Raw genomic sequence first — 13,745 nt, forward strand, 5'->3', positions numbered from 1 at the left:
CACATATATGTCTGAGTTTTTACTCGTCGGGCTGGCCAAGTATGGCCACCACACCGGGTTCAAACAATGCACGCCGCCAGCCGCTCAGTACATCCGGTCTGAGTCCAATGGCGCGCGTTTCATCCTGTTTAAACCAGTACCATTTGAGTAGCTGATTTAACTGCTTCTTAGACGCCATCATCTCAATCGCGACATTATGCTGGTCTGCCAGTTCCGATGCCAGCGCCTTCAGTGCTGCCAGCGTTTTCTTATATTCAGGCACATCTATCAGCCGCAATACGCGTGGCAGTCTCTCTGCTTCTGACTGTGCATCGAAGGCCTCCAACGCCTCTGCAACCAGATCAAGCAACGTTTCTCCGTACCGCCGCAATGCGTGGGGGTTCACGCCATGCAAACCTGCAAGCGCCATTTTGCTGGCGGGCAGCTGCTGCGCGATATCAAACAGGTGCCCTTCTTTAAACACAAAGTTTAATGCCAGATCCTTTTGCTGGGCGACTTTCAGACGCCAGCCTGCCAGCGCCTGTAGTACGGTGAGCTGACGGGGCGACAAACGCCAGTTGTTTTTGATTTGCAGGTAGGCTTTATCGTAGGGGATAACCGCCTGTTTTTTTTCTGCAAGAAAAGCCACTTCCTGATAGACCCAATCCCGTTTGCCCACGTCATCAATATCACGAGCGAGTTTCTCGTATGCGGGCAACAGGTATAGCACATCATTCGCTGCATAATTGAGCTGCTGCTCCGACAGCGGCCTCGCCAGCCAGTCTGTTCTTGATTCGCCTTTATCCAGCACCGTATCGCATAACAGCTCAACCAGCCGCGCATAGCCAAGGCTTGGCCCCAGATCCAGCAGACCCGCTGCAAACTGGGTGTCAAATACAGGGGACGGAATAGTGCCAAGCCCACTACGAAAGGCTTCAAGATCCTCTGAGCAGGCATGCAGCACTTTAATGACCGACGGATTTTCCAGTAACGCCTGTAACGGCGTTAAATCGGTGACAGCGCGAGGGTCAATCAGTGCCAGTTGGTTTCCGTCGTATAACTGCACCAGGCCGAGATGGGGGGTGAGTGTTTTGGTCCGGACAAACTCGGTATCCAGTGCCACAGCCGCCTTAGTGGATGCGCTTTCGCACACGCTTCTGAGCGCGTCATTGGTTGTAATATATTGATAATGCATTATAAAAAAAACAACCGGCATACCTTGTGGTGATGCCGGTTGTCAGTCATTCCCTAGTCTGATTGCAGGTTAGTCGCGCAACTCTCGACGCAGAATTTTACCTACATTGGTTTTAGGCAAATCGTCTTTAAAGACAACCTTTTTAGGCACTTTATAACCGGTAAGGTGTTTCCGGCAATGCGCTATAACGTCTTCTTCGGTCAGGTTATCGTCTTTGCGTACCACAAACAACTTAACCACTTCACCGCTGACTTCATGTGGCACACCAACCGCTGCGGCCTCAATGACCTGTTCATGCATTGCGGCCACTTCTTCAATTTCGTTAGGAAACACGTTGAAGCCTGAGACCAGGATCATATCCTTTTTACGGTCAACAATGTAGAAGTATCCGTCATCATCGACTTTTGCAATATCACCGGTCGCCAGCCAGCCGTCTTTCAGAATTTCATCGGTCGCATCCGGACGGTTCAGGTAACCTTTCATGACCTGCGGACCTTTAACCCACATTTCGCCCGGCTCACCGTTTGGCACTTCATTACCATCTTCATCCAGCAGACGAATGTCGGTTGATGGTACCGGCATACCAATAGAGCCTTTATACGACTCCAGTTGAGGCGGATTGACCGTTACCACGGGCGAACACTCTGTCAGCCCGTAGCCTTCAAGCAAAACGGTGCCTGTCACTTTTTGCCATTTCTCTGCCACCGGGCGCTGAACAGCCATGCCTCCGCCGAGACCAAACTTGAACTTACTGAAATCCAGCTCACTGAATCCCGGCGTATTGAGCAGCCCGTTAAACAAGGTATTAACGCCTGGCAGAATAGTAAACGGATACTTGCTGAGCTCCTTGACGAAACCAGGCATGTCGCGAGGATTCGTAATCAGCAGATTGGTACACCCGTATTTTACAAACATCAGGCAGTTAGCGAGCAGCGCGAAGATGTGATACAGCGGCAGTGCTGTGACCACCAGGTCCTCATCGCTGTCAATGACCGTTTCAAGAATTTGCGACACCTGTTCCAGGTTGGCGACCATATTGCGATGCGTCAGCATAGCGCCTTTCGAGACACCGGTTGTGCCGCCGGTATACTGCAGAAAAGCCAGCTCATCATTGCTGATTTCCGGACGCTCATAGGAGTAAGCTGCACCTTTTTTAATCGCATCAATAAAGGAGGTGGTTTTACTTAATGAATACGCCGGTACCATTTTTTTGATGTATTTGACTGCGGCATTAACAATCCAGCGTTTCGGCACAGGCAGCATATCGCCCAGTGATGTCAGATAAATATCCTGAACATTGGTGTCGGCAACCACTTCCTGCAGAGTACAGGCAAAGTTTTCAACGATGACAATGGCTTTCGCATTGGCATCATTCAACTGGTGTTTGAGCTCTCTGGCGGTATACAGCGGATTGACGTTGACCACGACCATACCCGCCCGGAGGATACCAAACATAGCAACAGGGTACTGCAGAAGGTTCGGCATCATGATTGCGACAGCGTCACCGCGTTTCAGGCCACTTTGTTGCAAATACGCCGCAAACTGCGCTGACTGCTTGTCCAGCTCATTGAATGACATCGTTTGGCCCATGTTTATATAGGCCGTTTTGTCACCAAATTTCTTAACCGACTGCTCAAAAATATCAACAACAGAAGAATATCGGTCCGGATCAATCTCTGCAGATACGCGTGGGTCGTAGTGTTCAAGCCAGGTTTTTTCCACCAAAACCTCCTTCATTTATTATTATGCGGCGTAACGGATAACGCGTTATTCGTGCGGCCGGGTAACTGGTCTGATTACTTGCGAATAGTATAGGATGAACAGCAAAAAATAAATGTTACAGTTTACATTTGTTCAACAAAGTGAATTATCGCTTTTGCCGTTTCCCCGGGCTGTTCCATGTGCACATGATGTCCCCCTTCAAAATCGATACACCGTGCATCAGCAAACCATGCCTGCCGTGTCCCATATACCTCCCGCGCTTTCTTAAAACTGTCTGACGCTGCGGTAAACAAAAGCGGACAGTCAATCGACCTCATCACAGACTGCGCCTGCGACTCCGTCATCCGGAGTACTGATTTGGTTCTGACCCGTGGGTCGCTCGACCAGGTTTGCGTGCCATCAGGCTGAGTGAGCATGTTGCGTTCAAGAATCAGTCTGGCATCGTCAGGCCGCATGTCTGACACTTTGCAGCGGGCCTCTACGGCGCGTTCCAGGTTAGCGGCGCCGGGCTGACTGCTTCGCTTTTCCGCGCGACTCACAATCGCCTCCCGCATTTGCGTAGCCGCAGACTCACCGGGACGGGTTAACGGACCGCAGGAGTCCAGACTAATGACCGCACTGACATGTTCCGGGAACAGCCCGGCATAGAGCGTGGCAAGAATACCGCCTAACGAATGTCCGAGCAGAATCACGTTAGACCAGCCCTCATGCGTGATCAGTGCATGCAGATCCTGCAGATAATCAGCCTGATTATATTCCGCGTCTTTACTGCGATGTGACGAGCGACCATGGCCCGCCAGATCCAGTGCAATAAAACGGTAACGATGAAAATATGGCATCAGAGGCAGCAAGCTGTTGGCATTATCTAAAAAACCATGTAGGCCAATAATAACGGGGCCCTCCCCCTCATTATCCAGCGCCGCCAGCGTGACGGTATTTAGTGAAAAGCAACGTTCTTTCATAGTGACTTCAGCCTGTCATAACCTGCGGGCGAGCATAACACGAATTCAGACGGCACAACATTTGCCGCTTGCCGGCAAGTCATTGCCGGTCTGAAAACAAAAAAGCGGCATCTCGCTGCCGCTTTTTTTTATTCTCATCGTGAACGCTAATTGCGATCTTCCTTTTGCATTTTCGGGTGCTGGTTCGCGTTACTGACGCGCGGCGCCTGACGGGGCTGACTTACCCTGACTCTTGATGGCGAGTTACCACGCTCTACAACGCGAACACGTGTCACCCCCCAGCCTCCCCAGCCTCCCCAGCCAGGTCCCACGCCCCATGGATGAAAATAATACGGATGATAAAAAGGCGAGTACCAGCCTAAACCATAATTAAACTGGAAGCTGGAGACGTCATAGACCGTCTGGTTGCGCCACATGTGATAGTCCTGCGCCTGTAACGTCGGATACATGTAAGGCTGCTCTCCAACCATGCCCGCGGTAGGGTTACCGAGCGTGCCGATAAATGTGACCAGCCTGCCCTCTTCAAAGGCAATAGGGTCAACAAACCCGTCAATGACCACCTTGAAGCGGCCTATAGTTTCTTCACTGCGTAAGGGTTTCCCGTAGTGGTTAAGCGGAAAATGCACCACTTCTATCCAGGTTTTCTGAGGCTTATTCTCAACCCCGGCAATGACGCCTCCCCAACGAACAGGTTTACCCAGTGACGCGTTGCCCGACGTTACCGCTTTTGAGTAGCTGACCAGTTCTGTCCCCTCAGGAACATCAATACTGTCCGGAACGATGGCACAACCAGACAGCAGTGTTACCAGTCCAACAATGCACGCTTTAATTTTCATCTCAACCCTCAGCATTGATTTGCTTCACGACCACGTTACAGTATGCCATTGTTTCATGAACGCAAGCTGAATTCAGCAAACTGACACGTTTTTAATCAGGCACTTAGGCATTGGACACTCAATGCACCAGGACGTTCACCGGATATCAGGCGTAGGTATCCACACCAAACATTGACTGGATCTGTTCACGCTGACTTTGTTTTTCAAGACTCTGGTAGGTGGCAAGCGCAGACTGAGACCGGGGATTGCCCTGTTCGCGGCTGAATGTCTGGTACTGGCTGGCACGTCGCACGTCATCCTCCGTCGGGGAAACCACCAGCGACGGCGCACCGCCCGGCTTCCCGTCCTGGGCCGGCGCGTCAGGGCGGATGGCCTGGACACGGTGTGGTTTTCTCGTCGCACTCTCGCTGGCAATGGGCGTTAAAACGTTGTTTATCTGCATGCTTGCTCTGTCTGACGTTCATCTGGCGGCATGGTTGAGCCAAATAGACCTCGGGTTAACGTTGCGCCATTGTTGTTACAGTGCGCAGCAGACAGCCACGCACACCGCAACATCACGCGCTCCCAAAGAACAAGCAAACATCGCGCCTGAATTATTCCCGCCCGGGGAGTTTTTTCCACGTCACCTTGTCGCGCAGATAAACCGGTTCAACCCCTGTCGCATCGGTAGTAAGTCCTGACGCCGCTGCGGCTTGTGCCAGCCCCAGCATGGCCTCAGCCGACGGGTACAGCACGCCAACCTTCTGATCTCCCGCATACGGGGTAAGTTCAGGATAGGCATGCCAGCCTGTGCCTACGCAACAGGCCTGTTCAATTCCGGCGAGCTGGCTGAGGGCATCTGCCGGCGGACAAACCTGCTCTTCCACCAGCACCTGCGGCACCGCACTATCGCTAAACGAGTAGACAGCAAAATACACCTCTCCCATGCGGGCATCGATCGCGGCAGCGACGCGGCTGGCACCCGTTTCACTGTGTGCCTGACATGCCATTGCTGCCAGCGTGCTCACCCCCGCGACAGGCAACCCGGTGCCTAATGCCAGCCCCTGTACCATGCCGGTCGCAATGCGTACCCCGGTAAAGCTCCCCGGCCCACGTCCATAAGCCAGCAGGTCAAGCTGGTCGAGTGTCATCCCGGCTTCATTGAGTACATCATCCACCATTGGCAGTAAATACTGACTGTGTTTTTGCGGACAGACATCGAACCGGGCAACAATGACGTCTGATGTTTTCAGCGCAACTGAACACGCTTCAGTTGCGGTATCAATGGCAAGAATGTTCATGCAGTTGTCTCATCATGTAAGGAATCCAGAAATGCCTCTACCTGTTCGAGGCTTCGCGTACGTCGCATTGGCGGTAAACTGGCAACAAACGTTTTCGCGTAATGTTTGGTCACCAGCCGGTTATCACAAATGACCAGCACGCCGCGGTCGCTGGGGTCGCGAATCAGACGCCCCGCCCCCTGTTTGAGAGTAATCACGGCCTGCGGGATCTGGATCGCTGCAAACGGGTTCGCCCCACGCTTTTTGACATCTTCAATACGCGCCTGCAGCAACGGGTCGTCAGGCGACGCAAAAGGCAATTTATCAATCATGACACAAACCAGATCATTACCCCGCACATCAACCCCTTCCCAGAATGCGCCCGTGCCCAGCAACACCGAACGTTTATCGGTGAGATACTGATCAAGCAGCGCCTGTTTGGTGGTGGTGCCCTGAACCAGCAAGGGGTTGTCTACCTCGCCTTCCAGCCGGCTGGCAATATCACGCAGCATGGCGTGACTGGTAAACAGCAAAAAGCACCGCCCGCGGCTGGCTTTGATAATCCGTTTTGCCGTTTGCAGCAGCGTGTCCCGCATATCGAAACTGTTTGGCTCAGGCAGATACCGGGGCACACACAACATGGCCTGCTGCTGGTAATTAAACGGGCTGTCCAGCCCCAATGTTTTGGCGTCTTCCAGTCCCATTCTGCGCTGAAAATGTTCAAACCCGCCATTGACCATGAGGGTGGCAGAGGTGAACACCCAGCCGCGCGGAGGCGACGAGACAAAGCGCCGGAACTTTGCCGCAATTGACAACGGCGTCAGATGCATCACAAGATGCCGTGTGGTGGTTTCATACCACAGACTCACACCATCCTGCTGCGCGTCGCATAGCGCATCAAGCTGCTCGCGAATACCAACGATACGCTCATATAAATTATCGAGGTCCTTGTCACGGCCAATATGCAGTTTAGCCACCTCGTGTAACACGCCCAACGCCTCAGCCAGCTTTCCGGTTTCGCGCCGGACATCGTCCCGCTCCAGAGCCTCGGCCCAGTTTCCTCGCTGCGGCGTCTCGGGAAACATCAGGCGCAGGTCGGCGGCAATCAGACGACATTTCTCGGCTGCTGTGTCCAGCTGCGCAGCATCTTTCAGGACAGTGCGATATAGCAGCGTGATATCTTTTGCCAAATCCTGGATCTGACGGGTAGACAGCGCCTCACCAAAGTAGTCACTGGCAATATCCGGGATCTGGTGAGCCTCATCAAAAATAATCGCGTCCGCTTCCGGGATAAGCTCACCGAAGCCCGTGTCCTTGAGTGCCATATCGGCAAAAAACAAATGGTGATTCACCACGATAATATCGGCATCCAGTGCTTTTCGCCGGGCTTTGACCAGATAGCAGTCTTCATAGTCGGGACAGTCACGCCCAAGACAGTTATCGACCGTGGAGGTCACCATAGGCAACACGCGCGCATCTTCGGGCAACGACTTTAGCTCACCCATATCGCCGGTTTTGGTGGTGGTCGACCAGGCTTTAACACTGGACAGCTGGTCGAGCACCTCACTGTCGACCAGCGTAGAGTTACCGCCATGCTGAGCCAGTCGGTGAAGACACAGGTAATTCGCCCTTCCTTTCAGCAAGGCTGTTTTACGACGACTCGCCAGCGCCTTTTTTACGATGGGTAAATCACGGTGGTACAACTGCTCCTGCAGGTTTTTTGTGCCGGTAGAGATAATGGCTTTGCCCTCTGACAACAGCGCCGGGGCGAGATAAGCGAATGTTTTGCCGGTTCCCGTGCCGGCCTCAACAATCAGGCTGTGCTGACTATCCAGTGCTTGCTTAACTGCATGTGCCATATCCGTTTGCGCCTGTCTTGGCACAAACCCTTTTATGACTTTTGCGAGCAGGCCATCGGCACTGAAAACGGACTGTAATTGCGGCATAACGTCCTGAATCATTCTTAAAAAACGGCATTATGCCAAAGTTTCCCGACTGACGGGGGATTTTCCTGTCAACTGGTCAGGATTCAACCAGCCTGCGAAACCTTACACCCCATTCAACCAGATCTGGTACTGCCAGGGAGCCAAATCAACCAGACTGTCATGATCAAACGTGCGCCTGCGTTGACGCCTGTCGTCTTCAAAAATGCCGTGATGAAGACCACCGTCAAACCGGACGGTAGCAGGACGGTCTGACAGGTTTAGGATCACAAACACTGTCTGGCCGTGCTTGTGCCTGACAAAACTCAGTACCTGTGACATCTGCGAGTTAGCCACCTGAATCATGCGCGCGCCATAGGGACCGTTGTGCAACGCCCGGATACGCTTTTTAATCCGGATAAGGTGCTGATATAAATCCCCTACAGGATCGGGCTGCCAGTCAATCGGATCCTGTTCAAAGAATGCCAGGCGTTTGCGTTCACCGGCTTCCTGGCCATTATGAATAAGCGGCATACCCTCACCGATTACTGACAGGACAATAGCCGCTTCCAGGCAGTCGCCAAACTGTTCATGTTGCGTTCCGTCCCAGGCGTTTTTGTCGTGATTACTGACAAACGTCATACGGTAGGCCTGTTCAGGCCAGGCTCGTTCGTTCCATGAATAGTACTTGCGCAAACGGTCACAGGTTGCCTTACCCTTCGCGATGTCATGCAGCGTTTCATTCCAGGACCAGGCGTACGTCATATTGAACGCTTTCTCATGGAGATCCCGACTTTCCCACTCGGCCAGCATAAAAACGGGTTTTATGGCGTCAAGCGCAGTGCGCGCCTGTGCCCAGAAGTCATTAGGAACGTAGCCGGCAACATCGCAGCGAAATCCGTCAATATCAAAGGTATTCACCCAGTAGCACATGGCGTCAATCATGTACTTGCGCAGTCCGGGAGCGCTATAGTCGAACTCGATAATATCGCTCCAGTCCCACCAGGGTGAGGGCCGGAAATGGCCGGCATGATCACGGGCGTACCACTCCGGATTCTGCTCGACCAGCGGATTGTCCCAGGCACTATGATTGGGTACCCAGTCAATAAGCACCCGCATGCCCCGACGATGAATGGCCGCTATCAGTGAAGTCAGCGACTGCGCATCGCCCAGCTCCGGATTAATGCCAAAATAGTCTTTCACTGCATAGGGGCTGCCCAGTTTTCCTTTGCGGTGTTTTTCCCCTATCGGATGAATCGGCATCAGCCAGATGATCGTGGCACCGAGCTCCCGGATCCGGTCCAGGCCGGCTTCAACACCCGCAAAATCCCCTGAACGGGAAAACTGCCGTGTGTTCACCTGATAAATCACCGCATTTTTTGACCACTCAGGCTGCGCAAGCCGGTACGGCGAGTGAGGCTGGTAGTAGATCGTCATCGCGCTTTCCCCATACAGGTGAAACCATGTTGTCTACTGTGCCTAATCTGTGAACAGCCGTCCAGTGCGTCAGTAAATAGGCAGGCTGCCCAGGCCCATCAACAATACCCAGGTGGCGAAGAACAGCTTCAGACGTCGCGCCGAGAACGCCAGCACAACATGCCTGGCAACGATGCCGCCTACCACGGCGCCCGCCCCTGCGAACAGGACAACCTCAGTGACAATCGCGCCGGTGACAAAAAGGTGGTAGGTAATAGCTCCCCAGACACTACAGGCCGTCAGAATCACAGCGAGCGCAATTGACATAGTGACATTAAAGCCACGAATGATCAGATACACCGCTACCAGCTCCCCCACACCAACAGACAGCCAGGCGGTAACAATGCCGCCCACAAAGCCAATGGCCGGGAGTGCGAGGGTATCAAGCAGTGTCACCTGCGTTTTGTTGTTAACCCGGTGAAGGACAAACACAGATCCATAAATGGCCAGTGCCAGAAAGACAGAAAAAAGGCCGAAGCCAAGATGGAGGTTGTCCAGGTTGCCTTTTAACACGGCCAGGCCCGGTGTCACGTCCGCACCGTATTGGGCCAGCCAGATCCCACATAACGAAGCGGGCACCGTCAGCAACAGGCCTCGTCGCAGCGGCGACCACTGCATACCGGTTTGCTGCCGGGCGTGCGCTGCCCATGAGAGTGCTCCGGCGGTCATCCCACAGCACTGGATCGCAAAGCTGGTAGCCACAATAGCCAGTGCACTGAAATTCAGATAGTTGAAAAACGGCACAAAAATCACCCCACCACCGGCACCGGTTGCATTCGCAAAGATAGCCCCCACCACGCCAAGCAAACCAAAGCCACCAAAATCGGACGCCAGCGTTGTCCAGTCAGGCTGACTGACCACCAGCGTCAGCCATCCGGCTATCAGGAGAAAAAAGACGAGTTGCCTGACAGGCATATCGGTGAAACGGCTCACGCCTTGTGTACCTCATTTAATTATCATGCGCGCATGGCGCGAGAGAGTGCCAGATTAACGCATCAAAATACAGTGCCTGATAATCAAAGACACTGACCACGAATTAATGAACTTTCATTTTACAAAGCAGGGGTCGGTGCGCATAGTTAACAGATTGTTAATCTGCCCGTCCGGACATAAGCCTATGGTGAGGGTTGAGTCAGATAACGCATGCACCTGCATTATTTTACATCCTAATCGCTCCGCGACGTGGAGGGATACCAAGTTACTGTTGACCGCGATGGCGGTGTTTGTCGGGGTAATTGCTGTCGGCTGGTTGTTTGTGGGTGTCTGGATGATCCTGCCATTTGCAGGCTTCGAAGTAGGCTTACTGGCGTTGCTGATGTACCGGGTATCCAGGTATACCTACCGCAGTCAGCATATTCAGATTTGCCCGCAAAGCGTGCACGTGACAACACATCACCGTATTCCTGCCCTGCAATTTCAGCGTCCGTCCTGTCACATTGAGTTTGATGACCCCGCACACGACTGGCATCTGCCGGTAATCCGTATTGTGGACGGCCCTAAAATCGTAGAGGTGGGTGAATTTCTCAACCTTGATGACCGCCAGCAACTGAAATACGAACTTGAACAGCTAGGCCTGATAGTGTGTCGCCGACACTGGTGGAAACGCCACTAGCACAGTGTTACACCGATTTAATGATCGTCCCCGCCATCTCTGACTATTAATTAACCAGAGCAGTCATTTATGCCGAGGACGAACAATGAACCTGTATATTGAATCAATCGAAGGTGGCGACTATCTCGTTGCCACGGGTGATACCGAATCACGTACTGTGCTGATGGACGCCTCAGCGCGCCCCAGAAAATTTCACTGCCTGAGCGAAATCAAGGCACATTTTCATAACCAGCCGTTTCATCAGGTATGGTTAAAGCAAACTACGCCATATGAAGAAATGGTCGGACAGCCAGCATCAACCAGCACACTTGAGCTGGAAATTGCCTGGCATTAATCAGAACGATTTCTCTGCGCTGGCGCCGGCCCCCACGGCGCCTTAACAAAACGCGTCCCGTCTCTATCTCTCTGCGCAACGGGTAGCGCGTCCTTTCCGCTGGTCAAAACTGTGCACGGTTATTGCAATTCCCAGGTTGTCTGTAATAAAAACTGATGAATTTTCATCGTTGTCCCACAATGTGAGCTATACTCACGCCATGCATAAATGTTGGAGAAATTAATGAAAATCAATACGATAAAACTGACAACCCTGCTTTTTGCCGGCCTGTTCCTGATCACCGGCTGCGCCTCGATGGGAGATGGTACTGTTGCAGAAAAGCGACAATCAATCCTGACTATGCAGGATAAAACGCTGACCCGCCTCTACAACGAGAAACCCGATACCAAAGCGCAAATTGGTAATGCCGCCGGCTATGCGGTATTCAGTAATGCGAACGTGAACGTCATCTTCTTTGCTGCCGGCACCGGCTATGGCGTTGTGACAAACCGGCGTACTGGTGAGCGGACTTACATGAACATGGCGGAAGGTGGCGTAGGCCTTGGACTCGGAGCGAAGGATTACCGTATTGTCATGGTCTTCCACAGTGAGGCATCGCTGGACTACTTTATTGAGAATGGCTGGACCGTGGGCGGCAATGCTGATGCGACAGCGAAAGCGGGCGAAAAAGGCGCTTCCGCGGAAGGTGAAGGCTACCTGGGTAACGTGACGGTCTACACCATGACAGAAAGTGGACTGGCGCTTCAGGCGACCGTCAAAGGCACCAAGTTCTGGAAAGACAAAGAACTGAACTGACAGACTCTGGCGGGTTGGACACCGCCTTAGATGTAGATATCTAAATGTTTACGGCGCTGACTATTCTGGTCGGCGCTTGTCTCGTCCGCTGCGGTAGTCTCTTCAGCCTCACTGGCGTTGTTGTCAGCGCGGCGCTGTTCACTTTCCGCCTCCTGTTGATGCGACTCATCGTCTCCTTCCCGCCGACGTTCTACCCGCTGATGGGTTTCGCGCAGTTGCGTCTCATCCACCTTGCGTGTCTCGTCATGCTGCTCCCGCTCGTCCTGATTCAGTGCTTCTGACTTTTTCGGGCGCGAAATACGCTGTATACGGTTATCTTCAGTAACCGGCACCTTGGTATTTCTCGGCAATATGGGGAAAAGCAAATCATTGTACATGCGTTTTCGCGACCTTCAATTCATTAAATAACTGTCATCTTATCGGCAAGAAACGCCGTGAAATCACGTTTCTTCCCTAAATTTTAGATGATTAAAACAAAAGAGTTCAATTTTTGGTTGCAAACGTAAAGACGATTGGCTATCGTCCCAAGCATTATTTGCGAGACACCAGATTTATGACTTTTAGCGCGCTGAACATTCATCATCACCATCACAACACATAACCTTTCAGGTATGTGCTGGAAGGTTATTGTTTCCTTCCAGTGGCGCTGATTGCATTAATATCGACCCCCGGAAGGAAACTTTCGGGGGTTTTTGCTTTCAGGCGCTGCAATTTTACATCGACTCATAAGGGAACATGCTATGACAGACAGCAAGCGACTTCGCATCGCAGTACAGAAATCGGGGCGACTCAGTGATGACAGCATCGCATTACTGAAAGCGATTGGTATCAAACTTAACATCCGCGACCGCCTGTTAATCGCGCACTCGACGAATGAAAATATCGATCTGCTGCGCGTTCGCGATGACGACATTCCCGGACTGGTGATGGACGGCGTTGTCGATCTTGGGTTTATCGGTGAAAACGAGCTGGAAGAAAAAATGCTGGAGCGTCAGGCCGCCGGCAAACCTGCAGAGTTCAGCGTGCTTCGCCGGCTTGATTATGGTGGCTGCCGTCTGTCGATAGCGGTACCAAATGAGATGCAGTATGCGGGCACCGCGTCACTTGAAGGTAAACGTGTCGCAACCACCTACCCTTTTCTGCTTGAACGCTATTTTCGCGACCAGGGCATTAATGCCAAAGCCGTCATGCTGACAGGATCTGTCGAGGTTGCGCCACGTGCCGGAGTAGCCGATGCCATTTGCGATCTGGTCTCCACTGGCGCCACGCTGGAAGCTAATGGTCTGGTTGAGCGCGACGTTATCTTTCGCTCAAAGGCGGTACTGATCCAGCGCGCTGACGGTGAACTAAGTGATGAAAAGCAAGCGCTGATTGATCGTCTTACACCGCGTATCGATGGCGTTATGCTGGCCAAAGAAAGTAAATACATCATGTTACATGCGCCTAAAGCTGCACTTGAAGAAGTGAAAGCGCTGCTGCCTGGCGCAGAAAACCCGACCGTGTTACCGCTGGCAGGTAACGACCAATCGGTAGCCGTACACGTGGTATCCACCGAAACCCTGTTCTGGGAGACGATGGAAAAACTGAAAGCACTGGGCTGCAGCTCCATTCTGGTGCTGCCCATTGAGAAAATGATGGGGTAACCGTATGACA

The 13,745-nt window shown here is 52.6% G+C and carries 14 protein-coding genes and 1 other annotated feature; of the genes, 4 read left to right on the forward strand and 10 right to left on the reverse strand.

Annotation, left to right across the window (positions count from 1 at the left end; genetic code table 11):
* Window positions 1-19: 19 nt before the first annotated feature.
* The 9 genes from rnd to AB1N33_RS13425 form a co-directional block, all read right to left on the reverse strand.
* A complete protein-coding gene (gene rnd / locus AB1N33_RS13385) occupies window positions 20-1,174 on the reverse strand; it encodes a ribonuclease D (protein ID WP_411272068.1) in 1,155 nt (384 codons plus the stop codon).
* Window positions 1,175-1,243: 69 nt separating this feature from the next.
* Window positions 1,244-2,896 carry a long-chain-fatty-acid--CoA ligase FadD gene (gene fadD / locus AB1N33_RS13390; RefSeq protein WP_411272069.1) on the reverse strand — a complete coding sequence of 551 codons (1,653 nt, stop codon included), beginning with the start codon at window positions 2,894-2,896 and terminating at the stop codon, window positions 1,244-1,246.
* A gap of 122 nt (window positions 2,897-3,018) precedes the next feature.
* Window positions 3,019-3,858: an alpha/beta fold hydrolase gene (locus AB1N33_RS13395; RefSeq protein WP_411272070.1), complete on the reverse strand. Its 840-nt coding sequence runs from the start codon at window positions 3,856-3,858 to the stop codon at window positions 3,019-3,021.
* 146 nt (window positions 3,859-4,004) lie between these two features.
* On the reverse strand, window positions 4,005-4,694 hold the full coding sequence (locus AB1N33_RS13400; RefSeq protein ID WP_411272071.1) for a Slp family lipoprotein: 690 nt from the start codon (window positions 4,692-4,694) through the stop codon (window positions 4,005-4,007).
* A 145-nt stretch (window positions 4,695-4,839) separates the two neighbouring features.
* Window positions 4,840-5,136, reverse strand: coding sequence for a hypothetical protein (locus AB1N33_RS13405; RefSeq protein ID WP_411272072.1), 297 nt, complete (start codon window positions 5,134-5,136; stop codon window positions 4,840-4,842).
* A 151-nt stretch (window positions 5,137-5,287) separates the two neighbouring features.
* The gene (gene tsaB, locus AB1N33_RS13410; protein ID WP_411272073.1) at window positions 5,288-5,974 is read right to left on the reverse strand and encodes a tRNA (adenosine(37)-N6)-threonylcarbamoyltransferase complex dimerization subunit type 1 TsaB; all 687 of its coding nucleotides are present in this window, start codon (window positions 5,972-5,974) and stop codon (window positions 5,288-5,290) included.
* Entirely contained in the window at window positions 5,971-7,899 is a 1,929-nt protein-coding gene (yoaA, locus tag AB1N33_RS13415) for a DNA repair helicase YoaA (RefSeq protein ID WP_411272074.1), read from the reverse strand. Before yoaA ends, tsaB begins: the two co-directional genes overlap by 4 nt.
* Window positions 7,900-8,001: 102 nt before the next feature.
* Entirely contained in the window at window positions 8,002-9,312 is a 1,311-nt protein-coding gene (locus AB1N33_RS13420; RefSeq protein WP_411272075.1) for an alpha-amylase family glycosyl hydrolase, read from the reverse strand.
* Window positions 9,313-9,381: 69 nt separating this feature from the next.
* On the reverse strand, window positions 9,382-10,266 hold the full coding sequence (locus AB1N33_RS13425) for a sulfite exporter TauE/SafE family protein (protein WP_411272098.1): 885 nt from the start codon (window positions 10,264-10,266) through the stop codon (window positions 9,382-9,384).
* A gap of 202 nt (window positions 10,267-10,468) precedes the next feature.
* Between AB1N33_RS13425 and AB1N33_RS13430 the strand changes: the two genes are divergently transcribed.
* The 3 genes from AB1N33_RS13430 (at window position 10,469) to AB1N33_RS13440 (ending at window position 12,092) form a co-directional block, all read left to right on the forward strand.
* Window positions 10,469-10,963 (forward strand): DUF2244 domain-containing protein, encoded by a 495-nt coding sequence (locus AB1N33_RS13430; protein ID WP_411272076.1) that lies wholly within the window; start codon window positions 10,469-10,471, stop codon window positions 10,961-10,963.
* Between the two features lie 85 nt (window positions 10,964-11,048).
* The gene (locus tag AB1N33_RS13435; protein WP_411272077.1) at window positions 11,049-11,297 is read left to right on the forward strand and encodes a DUF6482 family protein; all 249 of its coding nucleotides are present in this window, start codon (window positions 11,049-11,051) and stop codon (window positions 11,295-11,297) included.
* Between the two features lie 222 nt (window positions 11,298-11,519).
* Window positions 11,520-12,092, forward strand: coding sequence for a lipid-binding SYLF domain-containing protein (locus tag AB1N33_RS13440; RefSeq protein ID WP_411272078.1), 573 nt, complete (start codon window positions 11,520-11,522; stop codon window positions 12,090-12,092).
* 26 nt (window positions 12,093-12,118) lie between these two features.
* Here the strand turns inward: AB1N33_RS13440 and AB1N33_RS13445 are convergent, their stop codons facing one another.
* Entirely contained in the window at window positions 12,119-12,469 is a 351-nt protein-coding gene (locus tag AB1N33_RS13445; protein WP_411272079.1) for a hypothetical protein, read from the reverse strand.
* 199 nt (window positions 12,470-12,668) lie between these two features.
* Window positions 12,669-12,790 (forward strand) — a sequence feature (His leader region).
* Between the two features lie 42 nt (window positions 12,791-12,832).
* Between AB1N33_RS13445 and hisG the strand changes: the two genes are divergently transcribed.
* A complete protein-coding gene (gene hisG / locus AB1N33_RS13450; RefSeq protein ID WP_411272080.1) occupies window positions 12,833-13,735 on the forward strand; it encodes an ATP phosphoribosyltransferase in 903 nt (300 codons plus the stop codon).
* The last annotated feature ends 10 nt before the right edge of the window (window positions 13,736-13,745 follow it).

Source organism: Alteromonas nitratireducens (assembly GCF_040812025.1).
Classification (GTDB): Bacteria; Pseudomonadota; Gammaproteobacteria; order Enterobacterales; family Alteromonadaceae; genus Alteromonas; species Alteromonas nitratireducens.

What these genes read in the sequence shown, in the direction of transcription:
- rnd (WP_411272068.1), bottom strand. Translation starts at nt 1,174, where the DNA reads ATGCATTATCAATATATTACAACCAATGACGCGCTCAGAAGCGTGTGC.
- AB1N33_RS13395 (WP_411272070.1), bottom strand. Translation starts at nt 3,858, where the DNA reads ATGAAAGAACGTTGCTTTTCACTAAATACCGTCACGCTGGCGGCGCTG.
- AB1N33_RS13400 (WP_411272071.1), bottom strand. Translation starts at nt 4,694, where the DNA reads ATGAAAATTAAAGCGTGCATTGTTGGACTGGTAACACTGCTGTCTGGT.
- AB1N33_RS13405 (WP_411272072.1), bottom strand. Translation starts at nt 5,136, where the DNA reads ATGCAGATAAACAACGTTTTAACGCCCATTGCCAGCGAGAGTGCGACG.
- tsaB (WP_411272073.1), bottom strand. Translation starts at nt 5,974, where the DNA reads ATGAACATTCTTGCCATTGATACCGCAACTGAAGCGTGTTCAGTTGCG.
- yoaA (WP_411272074.1), bottom strand. Translation starts at nt 7,899, where the DNA reads ATGCCGCAATTACAGTCCGTTTTCAGTGCCGATGGCCTGCTCGCAAAA.
- AB1N33_RS13420 (WP_411272075.1), bottom strand. Translation starts at nt 9,312, where the DNA reads ATGACGATCTACTACCAGCCTCACTCGCCGTACCGGCTTGCGCAGCCT.
- AB1N33_RS13425 (WP_411272098.1), bottom strand. Translation starts at nt 10,266, where the DNA reads ATGCCTGTCAGGCAACTCGTCTTTTTTCTCCTGATAGCCGGATGGCTG.
- AB1N33_RS13430 (WP_411272076.1), top strand. Translation starts at nt 10,469, where the DNA reads ATGGTGAGGGTTGAGTCAGATAACGCATGCACCTGCATTATTTTACAT.
- AB1N33_RS13435 (WP_411272077.1), top strand. Translation starts at nt 11,049, where the DNA reads ATGAACCTGTATATTGAATCAATCGAAGGTGGCGACTATCTCGTTGCC.
- AB1N33_RS13440 (WP_411272078.1), top strand. Translation starts at nt 11,520, where the DNA reads ATGAAAATCAATACGATAAAACTGACAACCCTGCTTTTTGCCGGCCTG.
- AB1N33_RS13445 (WP_411272079.1), bottom strand. Translation starts at nt 12,469, where the DNA reads ATGTACAATGATTTGCTTTTCCCCATATTGCCGAGAAATACCAAGGTG.
- hisG (WP_411272080.1), top strand. Translation starts at nt 12,833, where the DNA reads ATGACAGACAGCAAGCGACTTCGCATCGCAGTACAGAAATCGGGGCGA.